The 26,566-nt window shown below is 72.2% G+C and carries 9 protein-coding genes and 4 pseudogenes; 1 reads left to right on the top strand and 12 read right to left on the bottom strand.

Annotated features, from left to right (window positions below; genetic code table 11):
• Position 1 precedes the first annotated feature (1 nt).
• The 11 genes and pseudogenes from UK82_RS43140 to UK82_RS22975 all read right to left on the bottom strand — a co-directional run.
• A pseudogene (locus tag UK82_RS43140) lies at positions 2 to 4,161 on the bottom strand (type I polyketide synthase); the annotation flags it as partial.
• 1 nt (position 4,162) lies between these two features.
• On the bottom strand, positions 4,163 to 4,875 hold a 713-nt coding region (locus UK82_RS43135; RefSeq protein ID WP_396230618.1), incomplete at its 3' end, for a beta-ketoacyl synthase N-terminal-like domain-containing protein.
• Between the two features lie 4 nt (positions 4,876 to 4,879).
• Positions 4,880 to 6,546: pseudogene (locus tag UK82_RS43130) on the bottom strand (amino acid adenylation domain-containing protein); the annotation flags it as partial.
• Between the two features lies 1 nt (position 6,547).
• Positions 6,548 to 8,242, bottom strand: a 1,695-nt coding sequence (locus UK82_RS39690; RefSeq protein ID WP_236706328.1) for a condensation domain-containing protein, incomplete at its 3' end; no start/stop codon positions are given.
• A gap of 1 nt (position 8,243) precedes the next feature.
• Positions 8,244 to 12,590: pseudogene (locus UK82_RS43125) on the bottom strand (type I polyketide synthase); the annotation flags it as partial.
• 1 nt (position 12,591) lies between these two features.
• Positions 12,592 to 13,238 (bottom strand): polyketide synthase (locus tag UK82_RS43120; protein ID WP_396230622.1); only part of this gene is annotated, 647 nt, incomplete at its 3' end.
• 62 nt (positions 13,239 to 13,300) lie between these two features.
• Complete coding sequence (locus tag UK82_RS43115; protein ID WP_396230621.1) at positions 13,301 to 15,163, bottom strand: type I polyketide synthase; 1,863 nt, start codon at positions 15,161 to 15,163, stop codon at positions 13,301 to 13,303.
• A 65-nt stretch (positions 15,164 to 15,228) separates the two neighbouring features.
• Positions 15,229 to 18,183: pseudogene (locus UK82_RS43110) on the bottom strand (acyltransferase domain-containing protein); the annotation flags it as partial.
• Between the two features lies 1 nt (position 18,184).
• A partial coding sequence (locus UK82_RS39685; protein ID WP_236706327.1) for a type I polyketide synthase occupies positions 18,185 to 20,425 on the bottom strand: 2,241 nt, incomplete at its 3' end.
• Positions 20,418 to 20,879 carry a methylmalonyl-CoA epimerase gene (mce, locus tag UK82_RS22980; RefSeq protein WP_055409215.1) on the bottom strand — a complete coding sequence of 154 codons (462 nt, stop codon included), beginning with the start codon at positions 20,877 to 20,879 and terminating at the stop codon, positions 20,418 to 20,420. The genes UK82_RS39685 and mce, both read right to left, overlap by 8 nt.
• 61 nt (positions 20,880 to 20,940) lie before the next feature.
• Positions 20,941 to 22,758 (bottom strand): fatty acyl-AMP ligase, encoded by a 1,818-nt coding sequence (locus UK82_RS22975; RefSeq protein ID WP_055409213.1) that lies wholly within the window; start codon positions 22,756 to 22,758, stop codon positions 20,941 to 20,943.
• 342 nt (positions 22,759 to 23,100) lie between these two features.
• Between UK82_RS22975 and UK82_RS33745 the strand changes: the two genes are divergently transcribed.
• Positions 23,101 to 23,244 carry a hypothetical protein gene (locus tag UK82_RS33745; protein ID WP_157871712.1) on the top strand — a complete coding sequence of 48 codons (144 nt, stop codon included), beginning with the start codon at positions 23,101 to 23,103 and terminating at the stop codon, positions 23,242 to 23,244.
• Between the two features lie 276 nt (positions 23,245 to 23,520).
• Here the strand turns inward: UK82_RS33745 and UK82_RS33065 are convergent, their stop codons facing one another.
• Positions 23,521 to 24,897, bottom strand: a complete 1,377-nt coding sequence (locus UK82_RS33065; RefSeq protein ID WP_152989988.1) for a hypothetical protein — start codon at positions 24,895 to 24,897, stop codon at positions 23,521 to 23,523.
• Between the last annotated feature and the right edge of the window lie 1,669 nt (positions 24,898 to 26,566).

The raw sequence follows: 26,566 nt of genomic DNA, 5'->3' as shown, positions 1-26,566 counted from the left end.
NAGGCCGTAGTCGTCGAGGTCGGGCAGGAACTCCTCGTCGAGGGCGAGCGTGACGAGCAGCCGGCCGTCGCCGACCAGGATCCTGCGCAGGCAGCGCCAGCGCGGGCCGAAGGCGAACTCGATCCGACCGCCCTTCTCGACCAGGTCCAGCTTGAACCGGCGCTTGATCTTCTCTTCGGTCTCGATCACCTCGGTGGCACCGAGATCCCGCACGATCGCGTCGAGGTCGCGCACGCGCGCCGCGTCCCGCGCCTGCTCACTGTCCGCGTCGTGGAAGGAGACCAGACCGCTCGCGTGCTCCTGCCAGGCCGGGCCGGTCCCGGTGTCGGCGAGGCTGCGCACGGTGAAACGCAGCCCGCCCTCGTGCGCGGAGACCGTCGTGTAGATCTCCCGGCGCCGCCCGTCCGGCACGATGATCGGCGTCAGGAACAGCACGTCGTGGAGCTCGATGATCCGGCCCCGCGCCTGCTCGGCCACGGCCGCCCGCACAAGCTCCAGATAGGTCGTCCCCGGAACGAGACCGTGCCCCATGATGCGGTGGTCGTCGAGGATCCAGCTGTCGGCCGTGCGCAGGACGGTCAGGTAGGTCCGCGCCTGGTCGGTCCTGCGCACCAGCCGCTGGAGCAGCGGGTGACCGGTCGGTTCCCCGGCCGGCCCGCCGCCGTCACCGCCGAACCGTGCGGCCAGGTCGGCGGCCATCCCGACCCCGCGCCAGGTGTCCCACCCGATGGACGTGAAGGGCGCCCCGGTCGTCTGCCGCTTCCACTCGGCGTACGCGTCCAGGAACGTGTTGGCCGCCGCGTAGTCGCTCTGTCCCGGACCGCCGAGCAGGCCGGTCAGCGACGAGCACAGCAGGACGAAGTCGCACTCGCCGGGGTGCTCCTGACGGCCGAGCACCTGTTCCAGGGCCTGGTCGAGCACCAGCGTGCCCCGGGTCTTGGCCGCCAGCACCGCGTCGGCGTCCTCCCGCGACTTACCCGCGATCATGCTCACGGACGGCCGGCCGGCCGCGTGGACGACCCCGTTCAGGGCGCCGAAGCCCGTGCGCAGGTCCCGCACCGCCCGGACGGTCTGCTCCAGGTCGGTCACATCCGCCTGCAGCACGCGCACGGTGGCGCCCAGCTCCTGCAGGCGGCGCAGCCGGCGGATGCGGACGCTGGTCGGATCCTGCTCGTCATGGGAGTCCAGCCAGGGGACCCACCGCTGCTGTGCGGGGAAGGACGACCGGCCGAGCAGCCCGAGCACGGGGCCGTCGACGGCGCCGGCGATGTGCTCGGCGAGCGCAAGGCCGACCCCGCCCAGACCACCGGTGATCAGGTAGACGCCCCCGTCGCGCAGCCGCGCCGGACCGGAGCCGAGCCGGGCCGGGTCGAAGCCGCGGACCCACCAGTGCCGGCCGCGCAACGCCAGCTCGCCGACCGCCTCGTCGACCGCCTCGTCATCGTCGTCGGCGGCGGCGACCCTGCCGAGGAGCGTGCGCACCGCCAGCACCGCCTCCTGGCGCGGCGCCCGCGGGTCCACGCCCGTCACGTCCAGAGTGCGGCACGTCACGCCCGCGACCTCCTGCGGGATCACCGTGCAGAGCCCGAGCAGCGTCGCGTTCTCCGGCTGCAGGGCCTCCTCGCCGGTCACGCTGTGAACGCCGCGGCAGAGCACGTCGATCGCGATGGGGACCGCCGGGCGGGCGTCGTCGATCCCCTGCGCCAGCGCGAGCAGGCCGTCGAAGCCGAGGGCGCGCGCCGCGGCGAACCGGGCCGGGTCGGGCCGGGCGGCGTCCGGTCCGTCCAGGGGGTCGTGTCCGAGGCTCCACAGGTGCACGATGTGGACGGACTTCGGCTCGCGTTCCGCCGGGACCTCGGTCAGCGCCCGCAACAGCGCCCCGTGGTGGTCCCGGCGGGACGGGTCGAGCGACCACGACCCGCCGTCGCGTCGCGGTTCGGCGCCGGTGCCCGCACTCACCCGGACGACCGTCCGGCCCTCGGCCTCCAGCCGCTCGGCGAGTTCCCGCCCCAGCGCGAGATCGGCGCCCAGCACCAGCCACACCGCGGCATCGTCCTGACCGGCGGGCTCCGTCGGCGCGGGCAGTCGCCGCCAGCCGACGCCGGAGAACCCGGCACCGGAGAACCCGGCACCGGAGGACTCCACACCGGAGGATCGGCCGCCGGGCGCACGGGCCTGTCGCGTACCGGCTTCGATCCAGTAGCGCTGCCGCTGGAAGGCGTAGCCGGGCAGCGGCACGCGCCTGCGGTCCTCGCCCGCATAGTGGGCGGCCCAGTCGACCGGCACCCCCGTGCTCCACAGGGCGCCGAGGCCGTTGCGCAGGTGGTCGCGGTCGTCGCGCCGCTGCTTGGGATGCCGCAGCGAGCCGAGCACCGTCCGGCCGTCGTAGGCCCGGTGCCGGCGGACGAAGTCGCCGAGCGACTGCCCCGGCCCCACCTCCAGCATCACCATGGCGGGATCGGCGAGAAGCACGTCCAGGGCGTCGCCGAACCGCACCGCCTCGCGCAGGTGGGCGCCCCAGTACTCCGGGCTGGTCGCCTCCCGGTCGGTGATCCAGGTTCCGGTCACGTTCGAGCAGAAGGGGATCTGCGGGGCGCGCAGGCGGACCCGGCGGACCAGGTCCACGAACGGCGCGACCGCGTCGTCCATGCTCGGCGAGTGGAACGCGTGCGAGGTGCGCAGCCTGCGGCAGGCCACACCGTCGGCGGTCAGCTCCCGATGGAGGTCGTCCACCGCCCCGGCGGGGCCGGACGCCACGCACAGCCCGGTCGAGTTGACCGCCGCCACGCACAGGTCGTCCCCGAGCCTGGCGGTGAGCTCGCGCTCGGGCAGGAACACCGCGAGCATGGCGCCGGCGGGCATCGCCTGGACCAGGCGGCCGCGCTCGGCGACCAGGCGGACGGCGTCCTCCAGCGAGAACACCCCCGCCAGGCAGGCCGCCGTGTACTCGCCGACGCTGTGCCCGACCATCGCCGCGGGCCGCACGCCCCAGGCGGTCCACAGCCGGGCCAGCGCGTACTCGACCGCGAACATGACCGGCTGGGTGATCGCGGTCTGCTCCAGCCGGCGCGCCGCAGCCTCCCGCGCGTCCGGCTCGTCGTCGGGGACGAACAGCAGGTCACGCAGGTCCGCTCCGAGGTGGCCGGTGAACAGCCGCGCGGTCCGGTCGAGCTCCGCCGCGAACAGCGGCTCGTGGCGGTACAGGTCGCGGGCCATGTCGACGTACTGCGCGCCCTGTCCGGGGAAGAGGAAGGCGACCGGGACCTCGGTTCCGTCGGCCGTGGCGGAGTCGGACCCGCCCGTGCGGTGCAGCCGGCGCAGTGAGGCGACGGCGTCGTCCACGTCCCGGCAGACCACGGCCTGGCGGCGTTCGAAGGCCCTGCGGTTCGCCAGGGTGAAGGCGACATCGCCGAGGTCGGCGTCCGGGTGCGCCGCGAGGTGGTCGGCCAGCCGCCCGGCGTTGGCCGCCAGTGCCGCCGGGGTTCTTCCGGAGATCGGCAGCAGGCGGACCGCCCGCGCCTGGCCAGGGTCGTGAGCCTCGGTCGCGGCGGCCGCACGGCCGGGGGCCTCCTCCAGCACGACGTGCACGTTGGTACCGCCGATGCCGAAGGCGCTGACCCCGGCCCGGCGCGGCGACGTCGCCCGCCGCGGCCACGGCCGCAGGCGCGTGTTGACGAAGAACGGGCTCTTGTCGAGCTCGAGCCCGGGGCTCGGGGCGGTGCAGCCGAGCGTCGCCGGGATGGCCTCGTTGCGCAGCGCGAGAGTGGCCTTGATCAGGGCGGTGACGCCGGCGGCGGCGTCGAGGTGACCGACGTTGCTCTTGACCGATCCGATCGCGCAGAAGCCGGTGTCCTGCGTGTGCTCGCGAAAGGCCCGGGTCAGCGCGGCGATCTCGATGGGGTCGCCGAGCGCCGTGCCGGTGCCGTGGGTCTCGACGTACTCGATGGTGGCGGGATCGACGTCGGCCACGGCCAGCGCCTCCGCGATGACCTCGGTCTGGCCGTCGACGCTGGGGGCGGTGTAGCCGGCCTTGAGCGACCCGTCGTTGTTGACCGCCGTGCCGCGAATGACCGCCCGCACGTCGTCGCCGTTCTCGACGGCCTCGCTGAGCCTGCGCAGCACGACGATGCCCACGCCGTTGCCCGGCACGGTGCCGCCCGCNCCCTCGTCGAACGCGCGGCAGTGCCCGTCCGGCGAGAGGATCCCGCCCGGCTCGTACACGTACCCGCCGCGCAGCGGGACACCGACCGACACGCCGCCGGCGAGGGCGAGGTCGCATTCGCCGTTGAGCAGGCTCTGGCAGGCGAGGTGCACCGCCGTCAGCGAGGTGGAGCAGGCCGTCTGGACGGTGATGCCGGGGCCGCGCAGGTCGAGCTTGTAGGACGTCCGGGTGGCGAGGAAGTCCTTGTCGCTGGCGAGCAGGGTCTGGTAGGCGGCGCTGGACTCCACCGCCCGCGGGTCGGCCATCACGTTGAACAGCAGATAGGAGTTGAGGCTGGCGCCGGCGAACACGCCGATCCGCCCACCGAAGGCGCGGGGGTCGCCGACCGCCGATTCCACCGCCTGCCACGCGCATTCGAGGAACACCCGGTGCTGCGGGTCCAGCAGCTGCGCCTCCCGGGGGGAGAAACCGAAGAAGCCCGCGTCGAACAGGTCCGCGTCCTCCAGCACTCCCTTGGCCCTGACGTAGTTGGGCAGTTCCAGCAGGGCGGGATCGACGCCCGAGGCGAGCAGCTCCTCGTCGGACAGGACGGCGATGCTCTCCCGACCCTGCGTGAGGTTGGTCCAGAAGGCGTCGACGTCGGGGGCCGCGGGGAAGCGCCCGGCCATCCCGACGATCGCGACCTGTTCCAGGTCCTGGGCTGCGTCTGACACGTGGTCACCTGCCGTTTCGTGGGCGCGCCCGGCGAGCGGCCGATTGCTGGCGTTGGATCTGGGAGCGGCGACGGCTCTCCGCGTGGTCGCGTGCGGCGTCCGTCGCGCCGTCCCGCGGGGCGGCCGGCCGCCGGAGGTGGTCGGCCAGGGAACCGACCGTCGGGTGCTGGAAGAGCTCGACCATCGACAGCTCCCGACCGACGGCGGCGGTGAGCCTGGTCCTGAGCTCGGCCATCAGCAGCGAGTGACCACCCAGGTCGAAGAAGTTGTCGTTCATCCCGACCCGTTCGACGCCGAGCAGCTCCCGCCACAGCGCGGCGATCGCACGCGGCAGGTCCTCGCGGGGGGCCACAAAGGGGGTCCGCACCCGTGATCGGTCGAGTTCGGGCTCGGGCAGTGCCGCCCGGTCGACCTTGCCGTTGGGGGTCAGCGGCAGCGCGGGCAGGACGACGAACGCCGAGGGCACCATGTACTCGGGCAACCGCCGCTGCAGATGATCGATCAGCTCTCCCGTCCCCTGCGGGCCGAGGTCCGCGGGCTCCCCCGCGGCGGTCAGGTACGCGACCAGACGGGTGTCGCCCGGCCCGTGCTCGCGGGCGACCACGATCGCCTCGCGTACCCGCTCGTGCCCGGCCAGGGCGAACTCGATCTCGCCGAGCTCGATCCGCAGGCCGCGCAGCTTGATCTGATGGTCCAGTCGCCCGAGGTATTCCAGGGCGCCGTCCTCGCGGTGGCGGGCAAGGTCGCCGGTCCGGTAGAGACGCGCGCCCGGGGCCGCGTCGAAGGGGTCCTCGACGAACCGCTCGGCGGTGAGCTCGGGCCTGCCGAGGTAGCCGCGGGCCAGGTTCCGTCCGGCGATGTGCAGCTCGCCCGGCACCCCCACGGGGACCGGCCGCAGCCGCCGGTCGAGCACGTGGATCCGGGTGTTGGCGATCGGGAACCCGATCGGGACCGGACGCGGGTCGTCGTCGCGTTCGCAGGCCCAGGCGGTGACGTCCACGGCGGCCTCGGTCGGGCCGTAGAGGTTGTGCAGCTCGGCGCCCGAGCGCTCCAGGAACCGGTCCTGCAGGTCGCGGGGCAGCGCCTCGCCGCTGCAGATGACCCGGCGCAGCCCGGTGCACTGCGCCACGTCCGGCTCCCGCAGGAACACCTGCAGCATCGAGGGGACGAAGTGCAGGGTGGTGATGCCCTGGTCGCGGATCGTCTCGACGAGGTAGCGGCTGTCCCGGTGCCCGTCCGGCCGGGCCACGACCAGCGTGGCACCGGTCATGAGCGGCCAGAAGAACTCCCAGACCGAGACGTCGAAGGAGAAGGGGGTCTTCTGCAGGACGCGGTCGGCGGTGTCCAGGCCGTAGGCGTCCTGCATCCACAGCAGCCGGTTGCGGATCGCGGCGTGCACGTTCATCACGCCCTTCGGCCTTCCGGTCGACCCCGAGGTGTAGATGACGTAGGCGAGGTCCTCGCCGCCCACGGCGACGCCGGGATCGTGGTCCGGCTCGGCGCGCAGCTCCTGCTGGAGTTCCTCGACGCAGAGCGTCTCGGCGCGCACCGGCGGCAGCCGGTCCAGGACGGCGCGTTGGGTGAGCAGCACCGGGACGGCCGCGTCCTCGAGCATGTACCGCAGGCGTTCCCGCGGATAGCCGGGGTCGAGCGGGACGTAGGCCCCGCCGGNCTTGAGGATCGCGAGCAGGCCGACGACGAGTTCCGGGGACCGTTCCATGGCGACGCCCACCAGGACGTCGCGCCCCACTCCGAGCCGCCGCAGCCGGTGCGCCAGCCGGTTCGCGCGACGGTTCAGCTCCGCGTAGTCCAGGCTCTGTCCCTCGAAGACCAGGGCCGTTGCCCGTGGAGTTCTGCCGACCTGTTCCTCGAAGCACTCGTGGATCAGGCCCGCGCCGGGCCAGTCCCGCCCGGTGTCGTTGAGATGGACGAGAAGGTGCCGTCGCTCGTCGTCGTCCAGCAGCTCGAGGTCGTCGACGGGCGTCTGCGGACGGGCCGCCACCTGCTCCACGACGCGGCGCAGGTGCCCGGCCATCCGGACGATGGTGGCCTCGTCGAACAGATCGCGGTCGTACTCGAACCAACCGCGCAGACCGCCGGCGTTGTCGAAGAACTGCAGTTCCAGGTCGAAGCGGGCGCCCCGAGCCTGCAGCGGGACCCGGGCGAACTCGACCCCGGCGACGGCGAGCCGCGGCATCGGGTCGCTCTGGTACGACAGGCCCACCTGGAAGATCGGCGGCCTGCTCAGGTCCCGGGGCGGCCGCAGGTCCGACACGATCTTCTCGAACGGGATCGCCTGGTGGGCGTACGCGCCGAGGCAGGCGTCCCTGACCCGCTCCAGCGCTGCCACGAACGCCGGGTTCCCGCCCAGGTCCGCCCGGACCGGAAGGGTGTTCACGAAGAACCCGATCAGTGGCTCGACCTCCGCGCGTTCCCGGCCGGCCATCGGGACGCCGACGACGATGTCGTCCTGATCGCTGTAACGGTGCAGCAGGACCTGGAAACAGGCCAGGAGCACCATGTAGACGGTGGCGCCATGGCGTCTGCCGAGCTCGCCGAGCCCGCGCATCAGGGGTTCCGGCAGCTCGAAGGGCACCGACGCGCCGTCGAATCCCTGCACGGCGGGCCGCGGGCGGTCGGTCGCCAGCGCCAGGAAGTCCGGCGCGCCCGCCAGCTGACCACGCCAGTACTCCAGGTCGGCTTCCAGGTTCTCCGCGCGCGTCTCCTGCTGCTGCCAGACGGCGAAGTCCCCGTACTGGATCTCCAGGTCCACAAGCGGGGACGGACGGCCCGCGACGAACGCCGCGTAGAGCACGGACAGTTCGGACAGCAGAATGCCCACCGACCAGCCGTCGGCGACGAGATGGTGCAGCGCCGCCGCGAGCACGTACTCCTCGGGCCCGATCCGCAGCAGCCTCAGCCGCAACAGCGGTCCGGTGGCCAGATCGAACGGCCCGGCGAGCTCCTCGGCGATCCGCGCTTCCAGCGGATCGTCCCCCAGCTCCACCTCGGGCAGGTCGATGGACATCCGCGGGTGGACGATCTGCGCCGGCCTGCCGTCGCGCAGTCCGAACGTGGTCCGCAGGGCCTCGTGCCGCCGGACGGTCTCGGCCAGCGCGTCGCGCAGGGCCCGGACGTCGAGCGGGCCGCGGAGGTGCGCGGCGGCGGGGACGACGTAGGCGGGGTTGCCCGGCCTGATCTGTTCCAGGAACCAGATCCCCTGCTGCAGCACCGACAGCGGGAAGGTGTTCTCGGACCTTCCGCTCTGGGCGAGCAGTTCCTCGAACCGGGCCCGCTTCTCGGGCGACAGGGCGGCGAGCCGCTCGGAAAGCCCGGCCGCATCGGTCAGGTCCGCCAGGTCGGCCATGTCACCGCTCCCCGTCCGTCCCGGTGCCTGCCTCGCCCGCGGGCGTCTGCTCGAGCTGCGCCAGCAGGTCGCTCGCGAGGTCCTGGACCCGCCTGACCCGCCGGATGGCCGTGGTCGCACCGGCCACCGCGCCGTCCGGCCCGGCGGCAGCGTCCCCGGCGGGGGTGTCACCGGTGGCTGGGTCCGCGGCGGCTGCGTCCCCGGTGGGTGCGTCCCCGGTGGGTGCGTCCCCGGTGGGTGCATCGTCTGGGAGGGCGTCCACGATCCGCTCTGCCAGCGCCTGGACGGTCGCTCCCCGGAGGAAGACCGAGATCGGCAGGGAGACGCCGAGCCGTCCCTCCAGTTCGTTGCGCAGCTCCACCGCCATCAGGGAGTCCAGACCGAGTTCGATCAGCGGGCGGTCGAGCCCGACCGCCGACGGTTCCGACCGCAGCGTGACCGCGGTGGCCAGCAGGAGCCTGGTGGCCAGCGCGTCCGCTCGCTGCTGCGCCGGCAGCGCGAGCAGGTCCGCGCGTGCGGGCAGCCGCCGGCCGGGGGCTGCGGTCGCGGCGGCCGCCGGCGCCCCGGCCGGGGCGTCCAGCAGCTCGCTCAGCAAGGCCGACAGGGAGACCGCCTGGTAACGGTGGCCCCATTCCGACCAGTCGACCGGCACGACGGCGACCTGCGCCTCGTCATGTCCCGGCAGGTCATGGCCCAGCAGCCGGTGCAGGACGCGCAGCGCCTGGTCCGGCCGCAGGACACCCATGCCGCGGCTGTGGCCGGGCGTGGCCTGCGCTCCACGGGCGGCCATCCCGGTCCGCTCCCAGATCCCCCAGTTGATGCTGAGGCCGGGTCTACCGGCGTTGCGTCGCTGCAGCGCCAGCGCGTCCAGGAACGCGTTGGCGGCCGCGTAGGCGGCGACGAACGGAGAGCTGAGGATGGAGCTGGTCGAGGAGAACAGGACGAAGAAGTCCAGCGGCCGGTCCGCGAAGAGCCGGTCCAGCACCCAGGCGCCCATCGCCTTGGGCCGCAGGCACCACTCCAGGTCGTCCGGCTCCAGGTCGGTCAGGGGCGCGACGTCCCCGGCCCCGGCGGCGTGAACGACGCCGAGGATCGCCGGCCGGCACTCCCGCTCGTGACGTTCCAGAAAGGCGCGGGCCGCGGCCTCGTCCGACACGTCGAACGACTCGACGGTGACGCTCGCGCCCAGGGACTCCAGTTCGCGCACCGCCGCCACGCGGCGGCCCGGCTCGCCCGCCGGGTCGAGCCCGGCCCACTGCTCGCGCGGCGGGACCGGGGTACGCCCGACCAGGATCAGGCGGCGGGCTCCCCGGCGCGCCAGGGATCGCGCCACCTCGAGCCCGAGACCGCCGAAACCACCGGTGATGAGGTAGCTGCCCTCCCTGCGCAGGACGGCGGGCCGGGGCGGGGCCTGCGGCAGGCGGGTGTGGACGAGTCGCGCGACGTAGCGCCTCCCCTCCCGCAGGGCGATCTGGTCCTCGGCCCGGTGGTCGGCCGCTTCGAGCTCGGCCAGCAGCGATGCCGCGACCGCGGCGGGTTCGGCCGCCGGGTCCAGATCGATGAGCCCGCCCCAGACGGCGGCGGCCTCCTGCTGCAGGGACCGGCCCAGGCCCCACAGGGTCGCCTGACCGACCGCGAGCGGGGTCGTACCCGGCTCGGTCGGCTGGACCGCCCCCCGGGTCACCAGCCACAGCCGCGTCGGCATGGTGCTCCTGGCCTCGACGAGGGCCTGCACGACGCGTACCGCGCTCATGCAGCCGGCGTTCTGCGCGCGCAGCGCGGCCTCGACGGAGTCCGGCTCCGTCGCGGCGCCGGTGAGGCTCCACAGGTGCACTACCTGAAGCTCCTCGCCGACGTCCAGCCCCAGGTCGTCCACGAGCCTGACGAGGTCGGCGCGGTCGGCGAGGCGGACACCGGCCGAGGCCGTGCCGTCGAAGCGGTACTCGGCGGCCCGGACGACCCGCACGACGCGTGCACCGCGGTCGACGAGGGACGCGGTCACCTGGTCGCCGACCTCCCCGTCGTCGGCCAGCACCAGCCAGGTTCGCGGGACGTCCGGTGCGGCCGAGGCCGGGGCGGGCTCGGCGGGCCGCCAGGCGAGCCGGTAGAGCAGCTCGTCGTCCTCGAAGCCGGGCAGCTCCCCTTCGCCGGGCAGCTCCGTGTCACTGGACAGCTCCGTGTCACCGGGCGCAGCGTCGTCGTACTCCGACGGCGACGGCTCGTCGGCGGTGCGGCGGCGCGGCGGCGGGCCGCACCTCGTCCGGTCGAAGGGATAGGTGGGGACGGGGACCTTCGCGCGCGGCCAGCCGCGGTCGAAACCGCGCCAGTCGATGTCCGTACCGTGCGCGTAGAGCAGCGCGACGGTGGACAGCAGGACCTCCCAGTCGTCGTGCTGCGACCGCAGGCTGGGTGCGAGCAGGGCGTCCCGGCCGCCGGGCAGCCCGTCTTTGATCAGGCCCAGCAGGATGGGCGCCGGGCCGAGTTCGACGAAGGTGCGGTAGCCCCCGGCCAGCAGGGTGCCGATCCCCGCGGCGAAGCGCACCGGCTCGCGGGCGTGCCGGCACCAGTAGTCCGCGTCGGGTGCCTTGTCCCACGGCCACAGTGCCCCGTCCACGTTCGACACCAGGGGGATGCGGGGCGGGCTGAACCGCACCCGCTCGGCCGCCCGGCGCAGCGGTTCCAGGATGGGCTCGATCAGCGGGGAGTGCGACGAGGTCGTGATGTGCAGCCGCTTGGTCTCCACCCCGAGCCGCTCGAAGCTCGCGCACAGCGACGCAACGGCCTCACGGTCACCGGAGATCACAATGTTGGCCGGCCCGTTGACGGCCGCGATCGAGACCAGGCCCTCGTGGTCGGCGACCTCCATGGCGACGTCCAGCTCCGGTGCGAACACCGCGGCCATCGCGCCGCGGTCCGCCAGCGTGTTCATCAGCCGGGCGCGTTCGACCACCAGGGTCAGCGCGTCTTCCAGGGACATCGCGCCCGCGACGCAGGCGGCGACGTACTCCCCGAAGCTGTGGCCGAGCACCGCGACCGGCTCGACCCCCCACGACCGCCACATCTGCGCCATGGCGTACTCGACCGAGAACAGCGCCGGCTGGGCGTACGTCGTCACGTTGACCAGGTCCGACCCGGGGTCGCCAGGGTCGAGGAGGTCGGGGTGGAGGACGGCGAGCAGCGGCACCTGCAGCATCGGGCGCAGCAGCTCGTCGCAACGGTCGATCACCTCGCGGAACACCGGCTGCGCCTCGTAGAGCCCGCGGGCCATCCCGGCACGCTGCGGTCCCTGCCCGGTGAAAAGGAAGACGACGTCCGAGTCGCCCGCCTCGCCCACGGCGACCTCGTGATCGGGCCCGCCCCTGACGAAGTCGCCGAGGCGGTCCGCGATCTGCTGACGGGTCGCTCCTTCGACGGCGAGCCGGTGGCGGAAGTGAGTCCGGCCGGTGTTGGCGGAGTAGCACAGGTCCTCCACCGTCTCGGGGCCGTCCCCGTCGAGCCGCTCCTGGTACCGCCGGGCGAGTTCGGTCAGCGCGGTCTGGCTCTTCGCCGACAGCGCCAGGAGCGACCTGGGACGGTGACAGCCGGCAGCCGGTTCCCCGATCTCGCCGGCGGCGGCGGGCTCGGCGGCGGCGGGCTCGGCGGCGGCGGGCTCGGCCCGGGACGGGCCCTCCGCCACGATGAGGTGGGCGTTCGTCCCGCTGAACCCGAACGCGCTCACCCCGGCGATCCGCCGTCCCGCCGCAACCGGCCAGTCCGTCAGTTCTGCGGGCACCGCGAACGTCGTCCCGGCGAAGGACAGATGCGGATTGAGTCGTTCGAAGTGCACGTTGCGCGGGATGGCGCCCCGGCCGAGGGACAGCACCACCTTGATCAGCGCGGCGATCCCGGCGGCGGCCTCGGCGTGCCCGATGTTGGTCTTCGACGAGCCGAGGTAGACGGGCGTCCCGTCCGGCCGCCCGTAGACCTCGGCCAGCGCGTCCACCTCGATCGGGTCGCCGAGCCGGGTCCCGGTGCCGTGCGCCTCGATGTAGGAGACCTCGTGCGGCCCGACGCCGCTCGCGGCGAGGGCGCGGCGCAGGACGTCGCGCTGCGCGTCCCCGTTGGGCGCGGTGATCCCGGAGCTGCGCCCGTCCTGGTTCACGGCGCCGCCCCGGATCACGGCCAGGACCCGGTCGCCGTCCCGGACGGCGTCCGACAGCCGTTTCAGCACGACGACACCGCACCCCTCACCGCGCACGTAGCCGTTCGCGGCCGCGTCGAACGCCTTGCACCGGCCGTCCTCGGAGACCATTCCGGGAAACTGGGAGAAGGCGATGTTGGGCAGCGGCGAGATCACGGCGTTGACGCCNCCGCCCAACGCCAGGTCGCACTCGCCCGAGCGCAGGCCCTGGCAGGCATGGTGGACGGCGACGAGAGACGAGGAGCAGGCGGTGTCGATCGCCTCGCTGGGTCCCCTGAGATCCAGCGTGTAGGAGATCCGGCCGGTGACCATGCTGTGCGCGGTTCCGGTGCTGGCGTAGGCCGTGATGTCACGTGGCAGCCGGAAGGTCTCGGTGCCGAAATCGTTGCTGCAGACCCCCATGAACACGCCTGTGCGGCTGCCGGCCAGCTCACCCGGTGCCTGTCCGGCGTTCTCCAGCGCCTCCCAGGCGACCTCCAGAGACAGCCGCTGCTGGGGATCCATGGCGACGGCCTCGCGCCGGGAGATACCGAAGAACTCGTGGTCGAACTCGTCGATGCGATCGAGGAAGCCGCCCCACCTGGTGTTCATCCGGCCCGGCCGGCGAGGCTCCTTCGAGTAGAACGCATCGGCGTCCCACCGGTCCGGCGGGACCTCGCCGACCGCGTCGATCCCGTCGCGAAGAACCCCCCAGTAGGTCTCGGCGTCGACGGCCCCACCGGGGAACCGGCAGGCGAGGCCGATGATCGCGATGGGTTCGGCGTGACGCCGCTCGGCCGCCTCGAGCTCGGAGACCCGGCGTTGCAGCCGCCCCATCGTGCGGTAGGCACGCCGCAGCGTGTCGGCCGAGGAAGGCGCCTCGTTCACGGAGGTCATGATCATTTTCCTTCGTCGATCTGCGTGAGCTTGGCCAGCAGCAGCGCCTCGACGTCGCCGTCGGGGACGTCGTCGAGATCGGGGACACCGTCGAGATCGGGGACATCGTCGAGATCGGGCTCGTCGTAGAGAGCGAGCCCGGGGCCGGGGGCCCTTCCCGCGGTGGCGGGCGGGGCGGTGACCTCCGGTCCGGCCGCCAGGTCGATCTCCAGGCGGTCGGCCAGGAACGGCACCAGAGCGTCGATGGTCGGGAACCGCCAGGCGACGGTGGCGGGCAGCTCGATCTGCAGCGACGTCTCCAGCCGTCGGCGCAGTTCGAGCGACATCAGCGAGTCGAAGCCCATGGCCGCCAGCGGCGCGGTGACATCGACGCGCGCCGCGTCGAGCCTGAGCACCTGGGCCGCCACCTCGGTGCAGTGCGCCACGAGGACCGCGCGGCGGAATCGTCCGGGCGGAGCCGCCAGCAGCCTCCGGCGGATCTCGCCCGACCGCTGCGGGCCACCCGCCGTCCCGGCCGAGGCGCCGATGACGCCGGCGAGCAGACCTGGCAGCGAACCGTCCTCGGCGGCCGCCCGGAGCCGTCCGCGGTCCAACGGCAGGACGCAGACCTGGGGGACGGGGACGCCCAGCAGCCGGTCGAGGGCGTCGATGCCGTCCCGGGGGCTGATACTGAGCAGGCCCTGGCCCGCGAGCGCGCCGCCGCGGTCGGGTCGGGCCGCGAGCCCGATGTCCGACCAGGGACCCCAGTCGATGCTCAGCGCCGGCAGCCCCCGTGCGTGGCGGTACTGCGCGAGGGAGTCCAGGAAGGCGTTGGCCGCGGCGTAGTTGCCCTGGCCCGGCGAGCCGAGCAGCGCGGCGGCGGAGGAGAACAGGACGAAGAAGTCCAGGTCCCGGTCGGCGGTGAGGCGGTGCAGGTGCCAGGCGCCGGCCGCCTTCGCCGCCGTCACCGTGCGGAACCTCTCCCGGTCCAGGTGGATCAGCAGTCCGTCGTCGAGCACGCCGGCCGCGTGCACGACTCCGGCCGGCGGCGGCATCGAGGCGTCGATCTCCTTCAGGACCGCGGCGAGGTCGCCGGGGTCCGCGACGTCGACGGCGCGGGTCTCGACCGTGGCCCCCCGGGCGGCGAGGTCCTCGATCACCCGCTGGGCCGCCGCCGACGGCACGCTGCGGCCCAGCAGCATCAGCTGGCGGGCGCCCTGTGCCACCAGATACTTCGCGGTCTCCAGGCCGAGCGCCCCGAGCCCACCGGTGATCAGGTAGGTCGCGTCGCTGCGGATCGCGCGGCGGCCGGGCGGGACGGCGACCGTCTCGGTCCCCTCCGGGCGGAGCACGACCTTGCCGATGTGCCGGGCCTGCGCCATGTGGGCGAAGGCGTCCGGGGCCTGCGCATAGCCGAAGATGGTCACCGGGAGCGCGTCGAACTCGCCGCCCTCGAAGCCCCGGACGATCTCGGCGAGCAGTTCGGCGATCAGCTCCCGCTGCTCGGCGAAGGACCGTTCGAGGTCGAGGGCGAAGAAGAAACGGTTGTGGCGGAGCAGGCCGAGCCCCAGGTGGTTGTCCTGGTAGATGTCCTGCTTGCCGATCTCGACGAACCGGCCGTTCGGCGCGAGCAGACCCAGGCTTCGGGTCAGCGCCTCCCCGGTCAGCGAGTTGAGCACGACATCGACGCCCCGGCCGGCGGTCGCGTCCATGACCTCGTCGGCGAACCGGAGCGAGCGCGAGTCCATCACGTGCTCGACGCCGAGGGAACGCAGCAGCTCCCGTTTCTCCGGCGTGCCCGCCGTCGCGAGGACCTCCGCGCCGCGCCGCCGGGCCACCTGCAGGGCGGCCAGGCCGACGCCGCCGGTCGCCGAGTGGATGAGCACCTTCTCGCCCGCGCGGAGCCTGGCCAGATACTCCAGCCCGTAGACGGCGGTCAGGAAGGCGATCNGAATCGCGGCGGCCTCGGCGTCACGCAGGTCCGCCGGGCTGGGCGCCACCAGCTCGGCCCTGGTCGTCACGAAGGCCGCCATGCTGGACGGCGCGACCGCCATCACCCGGTCGCCGACCCGGCAGGTGCCGACGCCCTCCCCGACGGAGACCACCGTGCCCGCACACTCGCCGCCGAGCGGGGCGATGCCGGGTGGCACCCCGGGGCAGATGTCCATGGCCTTGAGGACGTCGTTGAAATTGAGACCGGCCGCGCTGACCTCGATCTCCACCTCCCCGGGGCCGGGCGGGGTGCGTTCGGACAGCGTGGGTCTCAGGCTGCCGAGAATCCCTGGGCGCGTCGCCAGAACCCGCAGGTTGGCGTCCCGGGCCGGGACATACGGCCGCTCCCGCCAGGTCAGGTCCGTCTCGGCCGGCGGGCTGGCGGGCCGCAGTTCCGGCGCGTACCGTCTGCCCGCGCGCAGCGCGAGCTGCCCGATGCCGTCCTGCCGCGACAGCTCGGCGAGCAGCGCGGTGGACTCGGCGGCGTCCGCCGCGCTGGCCGGATCCAGATCGACGATCAGGGGACGGAGCTCGCCGTGCTCCAGCGCGATCACCCTGGACAGGCCCCAGACCTGCGCCTGGCCGAGCGCCGCAGCCGCCTCCTCCCGTCCCACCCGCTGCGCCCCGCGCGTCACCACCACGAGCCGTGGCGCCGTCGCGCCGGGCCGGTCCTGCTGGACGAGCGCCTGCACGAGGTGCAGCAGCGAGATCGCCCTCGGCTCCTCGCCGCCCCGAGTCAGCGCCACGCCATCCAGTGCGCCGCCGCCAGCCAGCACGTCGCCGCCAGCCAGCACGTCGCCGCCCTCGGCGGGCGGGGCGTCGAGGCTCCACGCGTACAGCACTCCGGCGCAGGGCACCGGCCTGGTGCCGCGCAGGTCCGCGAGGAGGGCGGCGAAGTCCTCCGGGGCGAGCGGATCGATCTCGTACCGGTCGTCGGCCGGCCTGCGCCAGCCGTCGGCGGCGGTGACGGTCACGCACTCGACGCCGCGGGCACGCAGCGCGCCGCGAAGCGATTCGCCCGTTCCGGTCTCGTCGGTGAACAGCAGCCACCAGCCGGCCACGTCGGCTCCGGCGGGGTCGGCGAGGTCGGTGTTCTCAGGCAGCTCGCGCCAGCCGACCTCGAACAGCGCGTCACCGACCGGGTCCGGCGCGGCGCCGCCCAGCCGGCGCAGAGCGATCTCGTCGACCTTCCCCACCGGCTCGCCGGACTCGCCGAAGAGCGCGACGCTGCCGCGCAGCTCGCCCGCGCCGGTCTGCGGCCCGTCCGCGCAGACCGTGGCATGCGCCCAGCGGGGAACCGTACGTTCGGCGTAGAGGGTGACCTGGCCGGCGGCGACCGGCAGGTAGGTGGCCTCGTCCGGCTGCGCCCCGACCGTGGCCGCCAGGACCTGCAGGCAACTGTCGAGCAGCGCGGGGTGCACCAGGTACGGATCGGGGTCCGCGGCCAGGTCGGCCAGGTCGGCCAGGTCCCGCAAGCGCGCGACAGCCTCCCGTTCCCCCTGCCACATCTGTTGGATCCCCTGGAACGCCGGGCCGTACTGCAGGCCGGCCCGGTTCAGCGCCGCGTAGTGCTCGTCGCAGTCCACCGGCCGCGTGCAGCGCCGCCGGATCTCCGCCGGCGTCTCCTGCGGCCGGCCGGCGGACGCGGCCGGGCCGCTGCCGCCGTCCGGGCCGCTGCCGCCGTCCGGGTCGCGGTATCTGCCGTCGGCGACCTGAGTCCAGTCGGTGTCACCGGGTCCGCCGCCACGGGTGAAGATCTGGAACGTGCCCGCGGTGGCGGCCTGCGGAAAGAGCACGAGCTGGAGCGTCGCCTCCGCGGCGGTCTCGGGGACCACCGTCATCCGCTCGAACCTGACGTCCGCCAGGACCGTCCGGCTCTGCGCGAGCACCTCCCTCGATGCCGCCAGCGCCGCGTCCAGCAGCATCGCGGCGGGCAGGACGACGCTTCCCGCCACGCGGTGGTCGGCGAGGTAGGGGAACCCGGCCAGGTCGACGGTCGCGGACCAGTGGTGGGCACCCGCCCCGGTGGCGGACCGCAGGTGCGTTTCGAGCACCGGGTGGCCGGCGTGCGCGGAACGGCGCCGGCGACGGCGCCCGTCGTCGAACCAGTACCGCTCCCGCTGCCATGCATAGGTCGGAAGGGTGACCATCGGCGCCGCCGCGCCATGGATTCTCCTCCAGTCGACCGGGAATCCCGCCGTGTAGAGCCGGCCGAGTTCGGCGAGCATGCTCTCGCGGCCCGGGGTGCCGGGCCGCAGCGACGCCGCCACCACGCCGTCCGCCCGCTGGTGCGACATGCGCTCGGACACCGCGGCGCCGAGCATCGGCTGCGGGGAGATCTCCACGAACACGTCGTGACCGACGTCCACCAGGCCGGTGATCGCGCGGTCGAACAGCACCGGGCGGCGCAGGTTCGCCGCCCAGTACCCGGCGTCGAGTTCGGTGCCTCCGACGCGCTCCCCGGTGACGGTCGAGATCATCGGGATCGCGGCCGGAACGGCTTCGAGGCCCGCCAGCAGGCGCCGGAACTCGTCCGCCAGCGGATCCATCAGCGGGCAGTGTGAGGCGAAGTCGACCGCTTCGAGAACCCGGCAGAACACGCCGGCCGCGTCGAGGGCCGCCGCCGTCCTCTCGACCGCAGTGGCCTCCCCGGACAGCACCGTGGAGTCCGGCCCGTTGCTCGAGGCCACCCACACCGGTCCCGAGTCCAGCTCGGCGAGCAACCGTCGCGCCTCGGTGTCGGAGACCCCGGCCATGGCCATCCGGCCCCGGCCGGCCGCGCCGCGCAGCACCTCACCACGGCGCAGCGTGATCCGCAGAGCGTCGGTGAGGGTCAGCACCCCGGCGACATGGGCGGCCGCGATCTCGCCGACACTGTGGCCGACGACCGCGGCCGGCTCGACGCCCCACGACCNCCACAGCGCCGCCAGCCCCACCTGGACGGCGCACAGCGCCGGCTGGCCGACGGCCGCGTCACCGAGCCGGGACTGTCCGGCGCCGGCCGTCAGCTGTTCGAGCAGGGACCAGTCCGTGTACGGCCGAAGGGCCGCGTCACAGCGTTCCAGCACCTCGCGGAAGACGGGTTCGCCGTCGAGGAGGTCGGGGGCCAGCGGCCACCAGCGGGGGCCCTGGCCGGAGAACACGAACACCGGCTTCGGGTTGCCGCCGACGTGCCGTCCGCCCCACGACAGGCCGGGCCGCTGCGCACCGTCCCGGAACGCGGCGAGGGCCTCGCCCAGGTGCGCCCACGTCGTGCCGACGCCGGCCATCCGGAACTCGTGGTGCGATCGCCGTAGGGCCGCGGCCGAGCAGAAGGCTGGCAGGGAAAGGCCCTCGTCCCGCCGGGCGATCAGTTCTTCGTACCGTCCGGCGAGTTCCCGCAGCGCCTGCGCACTGCGGGCCGAGACGGTCAGCACCTGCGGCTGGCTGTCCGCCGACCGCTCGTCCGGGACGGCGGCCGCAGCCTGGGCAGGTTCGGGCCTCGGTGCCTGCTCGACCACGACGTGCGCGTTGGTGCCGCCGAAACCGAAGGAGCTCACGCCGGCCAGGGCCGGGTCCGGTGACGGCCACGGCCGTATCGTGTCGGCCACTCGCAGGCCCAGGTCGTCGAAGGGGATGTGCGGGTTCGGCCGCTCGTAGTGCAGGCTCGGCGGGACGGTCCGCTCCCGGACCATCAGCGCTACCTTGATCAGCCCCGCGACGCCGGCCGCCGCCTCCAGATGCCCGAGGTTCGTCTTGGCCGACCCGATGAGGCAGGGCAGACCCGGGTCGCGGTCGGCGCGCAGGACCGCGGAGAGCGCCTTGGCCTCGATGGGGTCGCCGAGCAGCGTCCCGGTGCCGTGCGCCTCGACATAGTGCACCCGCCCGGGCGCCACCCCGGCGTCGGCGTAGGCGGCGCGCAGCACCGCCTCCTGGGCCTGGGGGTTGGGCGCCATGATGCCGTTGCTGCGGCCGTCCTGGTTGACGGCGCCGCCGCGGACGACCGCGTAGATCCGGTCCCCCTCCGCGATCGCCCGGCGCAGCGGCTTGAGGACGACGATGCCCGCGCCTTCCGAGCGCACGTAGCCGTCGGCTCGCTCGTCGAAGGCCTTGCACCGGCCGTCGGCCGCCATGGCGCCGGCCTTGCTGAAATTGATGGCGATCGCCGGTGACAGGATGGCGTTCACCCCGCCGGCGAGTGCCAGCGAGCACTCCCCCCTCGCCAGGCTCGCGCACGCCTGCAGGACGGCGACGAGAGAGGAGGAGCAGGCGGTGTCGACGGCCAGGCTCGGCCCGCGCAGGTCGAACAGATACGACAACCGGTTCGCCGCGATGCTCAGCGCGCTTCCCGTGCCCGCATGGGCATCGATCCCCGCCAGATCATCGAACTGGAGCCGCCCGTAGTCGTTCGTCGCGACGCCGACGAAGACCCCGGTCGAGGAGCCTGCCAGCTGGTCGGCGACGACGCCTGCGTCCTCCAGGGCCTCCCAGGCGACCTCGGCCAGCAGCCGTTGCTGCGGGTCCATCCGCGCCGCCTCCTGCGGGGAGATCCCGAAGAAGTGCGGGTCGAACCGGTCGATGCCGTCGACGAAACCGCCCCAGCGCGTGGTGATCTTCTCGAAGGCCGTCGCGTCCCATCGGTCCGCGGGGACCTCGGTCACCGCGTCTCGTCCCTCGCGCAGCAGCCGCCAGAAGGATTCGGGGCCGTCAGCGCCGCCGGGGAAGCGGCAACCGATCCCGACGATCGCGATCGGCTCCCGGGACACGCCCCAGCGCGCGCGGGCGTCGCCCGCGTCGTCCGCCGGGTCCGTCTCGCCCGCCGGGTCTGCCGGGTCCGTCTCGCCCGCCGGGTCCGCCGTGGGGACGTGCTCGTCGGCTCCCCCTGCCGGGGCGGTGAGAGAGCCGACGTGGTCCGCCAGCGCGGCGATCGTCGGATGCTCCCACGCGAGGGTCGCCTCCAGGTCAGCCCCGAGCAGGTCCTCGAGTCCACCGAGCAAACCGATCAGATCCGCCGAGTCCAGGCCGAAGTCCACCATGGGGACGTTCGCGTCCACCGACTCGGGCGGCCGTTGAAGGCGATCGGCGATCTCGTCGGTCAGCCACCGTACGATCTGCGCCTTGTGAGCCGCGCCGCCGGCCGCGCCGGGCATCGCCTCGCTCTTTCCGCCGTCAGGCATCAACGGTCCCGGGAGGAGCCGGCTCCACCAGCTCGATAAGCACGCCGCCGACATCCTTCGGGAACACGAAATTCACCCGTGCGCCCGCCGTGCCGCGCCGGGGCGTGTTGTAGAGCAACCGGACGCCCCGCGAACGCAGCTCGGCGCTTGCCGCCTCGATGTCGTCGACTGTGTACGCGACCTGCTGAATACCAGGTCCGGAGCGGTCCAGGAACCGCGCGATCGTCGAATCCGGCGATAGCGGGGCGAGAAGCTGCACGCACCCGTCCGTCGGGCCGGGGCCGACCGCCAGCATCGCTTCGCGCACGCCCTGCTCGGGGTTGTCCTCAATGTGCAGACAACGCATGCCGAAAACGCGCTCGTACAATTCGATGGACTCGTCGAGGTCGGCGACCGCCACACCGACGTGGTCGATGCGGCGCAGACCTATTCCCTTCACCCGGGCTCCGTTCATATCCGAGACGGCGGAATGGACATCGACAGAGGGCGCGTTTTCCGCTGCCGCGCCCTCGACGTCAGGGAGTCGTGCCCTCGGCGGCCGCCAGCGCCTTCTCACCGCTCCGGTCGTCGCCGGGCGCCCGCAGCGCGCGCAGCGCCGGGTCGATCTGCTCGTGCAGCGCCGGCAGCGCGCCCGGTGTCATGAAGAGGGTTCTCATCAGCCGACGCTGCACCTTGCCGCTGGTCGTGCGCCGAACCTTGCCGCGGCCGGTCAGCAGCACGCTCGGCGCCGCGATCTCGAAGGAGCGGGAGACCGCCACCCGGATCCGGGCCGCCAGCTCCGGCAGCGTGGTCTCGCCCAGCAGGCTGCTCTGGACCTCGTGGACGACCACGATGTGCTCAAAACCGAGGTCGACGGAGAAGACCGCTCCGGTGCCCCCGCCCCCGGCGAGAGCGGGATGCAGCTCGCGAACAACGTGTTCGATGTCCTGCGGATAGATGTTGCGGCCGTTGATGATCAGCACGTCCTTGAGCCGGCCGGTCACGAACAGCTCTCCGTCGAGGGAGAACCCGAGATCACCGGTCCGCAGGAAGGGGCCCGTGCCGTCCGAGGTGTGGGCGCCGAACGTCTCCGCCGTCTCCTGCGGACGGTTCCAGTAGCCGGCCGCGACGCTGCCGCCGCGGATCCAGATCTCGCCGATCCGTCCCTCTCCCAGAACCGTCCGATCCTCGGGATCAACGATCCGCAGGTCCAGCGTCCCGGGTCGGCCGCTGCTCACCAGGCGCTGAAAGCCCGCCGCGGTCGCGGGAACCGCCTCGTTGCGCTCCAGCGCCCGAGCGTCGAACGCACGGACGACCGGCGCATCGTCCGGGCCGCCGCCGGATGCGATCAGCGTCACTTCCGCCATGCCGTAGCAGGGCGCGAAGCTCTTCGCCCGGAAACCCGCTCGGCTGAATCGCTCCGCGAACCGGTCCAGGGTCTCGGCACGGACCGGCTCCGCCCCGTTCAGCGTGCTGACGAGTGCGGACAGGTCGAGCGTCTCGATATGTTCGTCCCGAACCTTGCGCGCGCACATGTCGTAGGCGAAGTTCGGCGCGCAGGTCATTGTGGCCCGATACCGACTCAGCATGTCCATCCACCGCCAGGGGCGCTTCAGGAAGGCGATCGGCGAGAGAAAGACGGACTTCCCGCCGAGGTACAGCGGATGCAGGAGCATGCCGATCAGCCCCATGTCGTGGAAGTGCGGCAGCCAGCTGCTGAGGATCGTGTCGGGACCGGTCGCGTTGATCCGCTGGATCTCCGCCTGGTTGTGCAGCAGATTGCCGTGCGTCACCATCACCCCCTTCGGCTCGCTGGTGGACCCGGAGGTGTACTGCAGGAAGGCGAGGGACTCCGCGGACAATTCGGGCATCGACCAGCCCGCCGCGTCGCCCGACAGACCGGCGTCCGTCGCCGCGCAGGTCACCTGGTCGGCGAAACCCGCCTGGCGCAACTGTGCCTCGATCGTTTCCACGAGGTCGGAGGTGGTAAGCAAGTAACCGACGCCGGCATCGGCGACCATCCCCGTCACCCGGGTGAAGCTCCGCGGGTCAGCGGGAACCGGTGCCGGGACGGCCACGACACCGGCGTAAAGGCAGCCGAAGAACGCCTCCAGGAAATCTATTCCCGGCGGGTAGAGAAGCAGCACCGGACGATGTCCGCCCGTACCGTCCCCGGCCTGCGCGGCCTGCTCGGCCTGCGCGTTCAGCCAGGTGGCCAATTTTCTGGCACGCAGATCCAGATCGCGATAGGTACGGGAGTCGGGCTCCCCGCTCGCGTCGTCGCGGACGAAGACCACCGCCTGCCTGTCGCCGTGTTTTTCGACGTTTCGGCGAAAGTGCTCGGTGAAACTCATCTCGGCAGCAACCTCTCGGCTACTCGGAGGTGGATGACGCTACGGCCAACGGCCTGCGGAGACGCCAGCGTAGAACCCCGAAACAGCGACGTCAACGGGCATTAATGCCTGTACCCCCAATTTTCACGTTGCTTTACCGAAAATCGGTTGACTATTCGCTTTGTTCGGCCACGTCCCAGCACGCGCCCGTGCTACAGTCGCCTGTTTGCTGGGATGGTGACCGGACGACAAAGACGTATCGCCCGGTACGGTGTGGGCGGCTGCGTCTACTTGTCGGTAGACATATAGAAATGTCCGCGATCCGGACATCTGGCACGTTTCGTGCCGCATCCGGCGTGATTGGTGCTGGATGTGGTCGCCGAGCCGAACACGGCCGGCCCGCCGGCCCGCGCTCGGCGTGCGATACAGGAGAACACGCTGGTCAAGCTGCTCGGCGCCGCCTGCCCGGAGATCCGCTTGGTGCCCCGCCGCCGCAACCGCGGTTGACAGCAATCGTTCGGCCGGCCGCGGGCGAGGCGTTGGATTCCTGGGTCGACCGGGCCGTCGCCGACTTCGGCGGGTCGACCGGGAACGCGGCGCGCTGGCTGGGTTGGAGCAGCGGGTCGGGTCTGGCAGGAGCAGTCCGCGCCCCCGGTTCTACGGGGTGACGTTGGCCACGACCAGTGTTGCTGGGAGATGACTGCCGCAACCGGGCTGACCGCGTAGCAGGCTGCGGACTCCGCCAGGTCCGCCGGGCGCTCGGACGTTCCTACCGGCTACCGGCTACCGGCTACCGAAGAACAGATCCATCGGCGCGGTCGCGTGGTCAACGAGGCTGCCGCCATAGGTAGGACTCCCATATGTGCGGCCCCAGACCGAGACGGAGAAGGACTTCTGCGCAAATGATTTCGCCAACGCTATGAACAACCGAATAGAATTGCCATTCAATTTTCCCTCGACGCTGCCACCCAATTCGGAGTATCCGTAGGGTGTCGTGCGACTTGGGCCATCTAGAGAGATAGCAGCACCTTGCTGCGTCCGGATGTCAAGCGTGTACGGTAGACCCCCATCCGGACTGCCGAGTTCCAGCGCGATCAGAGCGGGCGTCGGCGGTTCCAGATAGCGGAGTTCCGCTTCGATCGTCCAGTGCGAATACCGAAAACAAGCGGAAATCAGGTTCGTAGGAACAACTCCTGGCAGCTTATCGGCACACCTCCAGGAACTCGGTGAGCCTGGCCGAACGAATTGGTTGATGTAATCCGCAAGCGTATTCAGCTCCGCGGCACGGGTCCCACCAAGGTGCGCTAGCTGCGTTTGTACACGCTTCAAACATTCTTGTTCGTAAGCCCCGCCGGGCGTGCCGACGTTCACCTCGCTCACGTTCGCGGGTTCCCCCGGCGGCGACATGACCGACGCTCGTCCGGCCGGGATTGACTGGCCGTCGCGCGTGCGAAGTACGAGGTCGAAGTCGTACAGCCAGTGCTCCGTCTCGCCAAGCTCTTGCGGGCCGAGCGTAATAGTCATCCGATCCAACGCCTTGGGCTTCACCTCAAAATTCATTGGTCGAGCGACCGAGAAAGGCACCTTCTGCACCTGGCTCGGCACCTTGATTGAATAGCTGCCGGAGATCGTCACAGGACCTCCCGACTGGCGACAGTCCGCCACTCGCTGTTGATAGTGGAAAGTAAGCGTTGCAGAGGTGATGAGTGCCGGGAAATCACCCATGTTCTCAAGCGTGAGATCTATCGTCGATGACTTGATCGAAGTTCCTGCGGCGGGAGTTGGATCTCCTCCGCTGAGGACGTCAGCGTCCACGGAAGTCGGATCAGCCAACGAGAATCCTACGACTCGAAGGTCGGCAGGTGCTGGAACCGCTTGCGTGCGGACTACATCCTCACCGTGAGGCAAGATCGTTATCAGAGTCAGCACCAGCGCCAAGACCGCACATATGCCCCCCACCACCGTCCAAAACCGGGCGGAGCCTTCGCTGACGATCCGCCGAAGTGCGGACAAGGCGGGCCGCCCGTCGCCCGACGGCTCGTCCGGAACGGGATCCGCATCACCCGACGGCTCGTCCGGAACGGGATCCGCATCACCCGACGGCTCGTCCGGAACGGGGTCCGCATCACCGGTGGGCACATCTTCAGAGCCGTCCCGCATGCGCGTGATCGTAGCCCCTCTGATCATCTCCTCTCTCGCTGGGTTCAGACGCCCTCCGCTGACCTGAAGAGACGGGCACTGAGGGCCGCTTATCGACGACCCGTCTCCTGGAAGCGACAAGAGTGTCCTGCAACCCGGGTCCCGCGGTGCGTGGGCACACGGTGGAGATCTCTGGCGTGAAGTCGCAGGTCGTGGGCTTGCCAGTCGAGGAAAACGAACTCGCGGAGCCGAAGCATGGTAGCGCGACTGGTCCGGCCGTTGGGGTTCTGCCTAGTGTTACGTGGTTTGGAATGGTCAGGTATCTGCCGTTCACGCAGCGGCGGAACGGCCGATGGCTCCGTGGTGCGCTACGACGTGGCCCGCGCCCACGCGCAGCGCCGCGCCCCGGGTGACGCCATGGCCGCGCTGCTGAAGGCGGAGCAGGTGCCCCCCGAACAGATCTATGATCACCCGCGGGTTCGGACCCTCGTCCACGATCTTCTTCAGAAGCTTAGTCTGCGCTCCGACCAGACGCTTCGCGCCCTGGCGAGGCGATGCGGAATACCGACCGGCCGGAGAGACCCATAGCGAAAGTGCTGAACAATCCCTGAGGTGCGACCCACATTCCGCCCCGCGGAAAACGAGTCACCGTCAGGAACGCGACCAAGTCCGAATCCGCCCACACCGGCCAGCGGCCCCCGACCAGCCGAGCACCCAGGCCACGCGGGAGGTTCAGGGGCTCGGCCCGCCGGCAGACATAACGAGTCGAACGCTGGCTCGGCCGGTGACCGAGTCGATCACCGGCCGAGCGCAGGGTTCTGCTCTGCTTGCGTGCGCTACTTCTGAGGGTTCGCCTACGTCTGGTCGGGCTTCGGGGCCAGTGTGGGCGTGGGGGTCGGTATGGGGGTTGAGGCCGGGGTCGGGGTCGGGATCGGGGTGGCGGTCAAGATCGACGCCGGAGCCGCGATACCGGGAGAAGTCCAGGTGATCGTGACCTCACCGTTGCCGTCGTTGACTGTGCCCGCGTTGACCCCGGTGGTCAGGACGGGGTTCTCGATGGTCGACGCGGCAAACGAGCTCCCGCCCGCGCCACCGCCACCGGCGCCACCGTAGCCGCCGAAGGTGCCGCCGCCACCGGAGCCGCCGCCACCACCGAAGTAGCCGCCGCCCGCGCCGCCGCCCGCGCCACCACCGGACGTGGTGGCGGTCGGGTCCAGGCAGGGCGGGGTGTGCGCTCCGGTGCAGGGCAGGTTCCCGGCACCGCCGGCACCGGACGTGCTTTCAGTACCGTCCCCGCCGCAGCGCGGATCGGTCAGCGGGTCGGTGCTCGGGGGATTCCCAGCACCGTGCCGGCACGCGTTCAGCCCTCCGGCGCCTCCGGTGGTCTGGGTGCCGCCCTTGCCCGGGAGTCCGGCATTACCGCCATCGACGGTCGACCCGCCGTCGGCGCCGACGTCACCGCCGCCGGCACCCCCGGCTCCGCCGAGCGCGTTGCCCTGCCCACCGACGCCGCCGCCGCCGCCTCCGCCGGCACCGACCAGCACCCGGGTGGACTGGTCGCACTTCCGTGCGACACATCCCGCCGCGGCCACGCGGACGTCGGAGGAACCGCCGCCGCCGGAGCCGTTACCACCGTTGAACGCTGTTCCGCCGTTCGCACCGGAGCCATCACCAGGCCCGCCTCGCACGC

It is taken from the genome of Frankia sp. ACN1ag (genome assembly GCF_001414035.1).
Taxonomy (GTDB): Bacteria; Actinomycetota; Actinomycetes; order Frankiales; family Frankiaceae; genus Frankia; species Frankia torreyi.
This window is presented reverse-complemented; position numbering and strand designations above follow the sequence as displayed.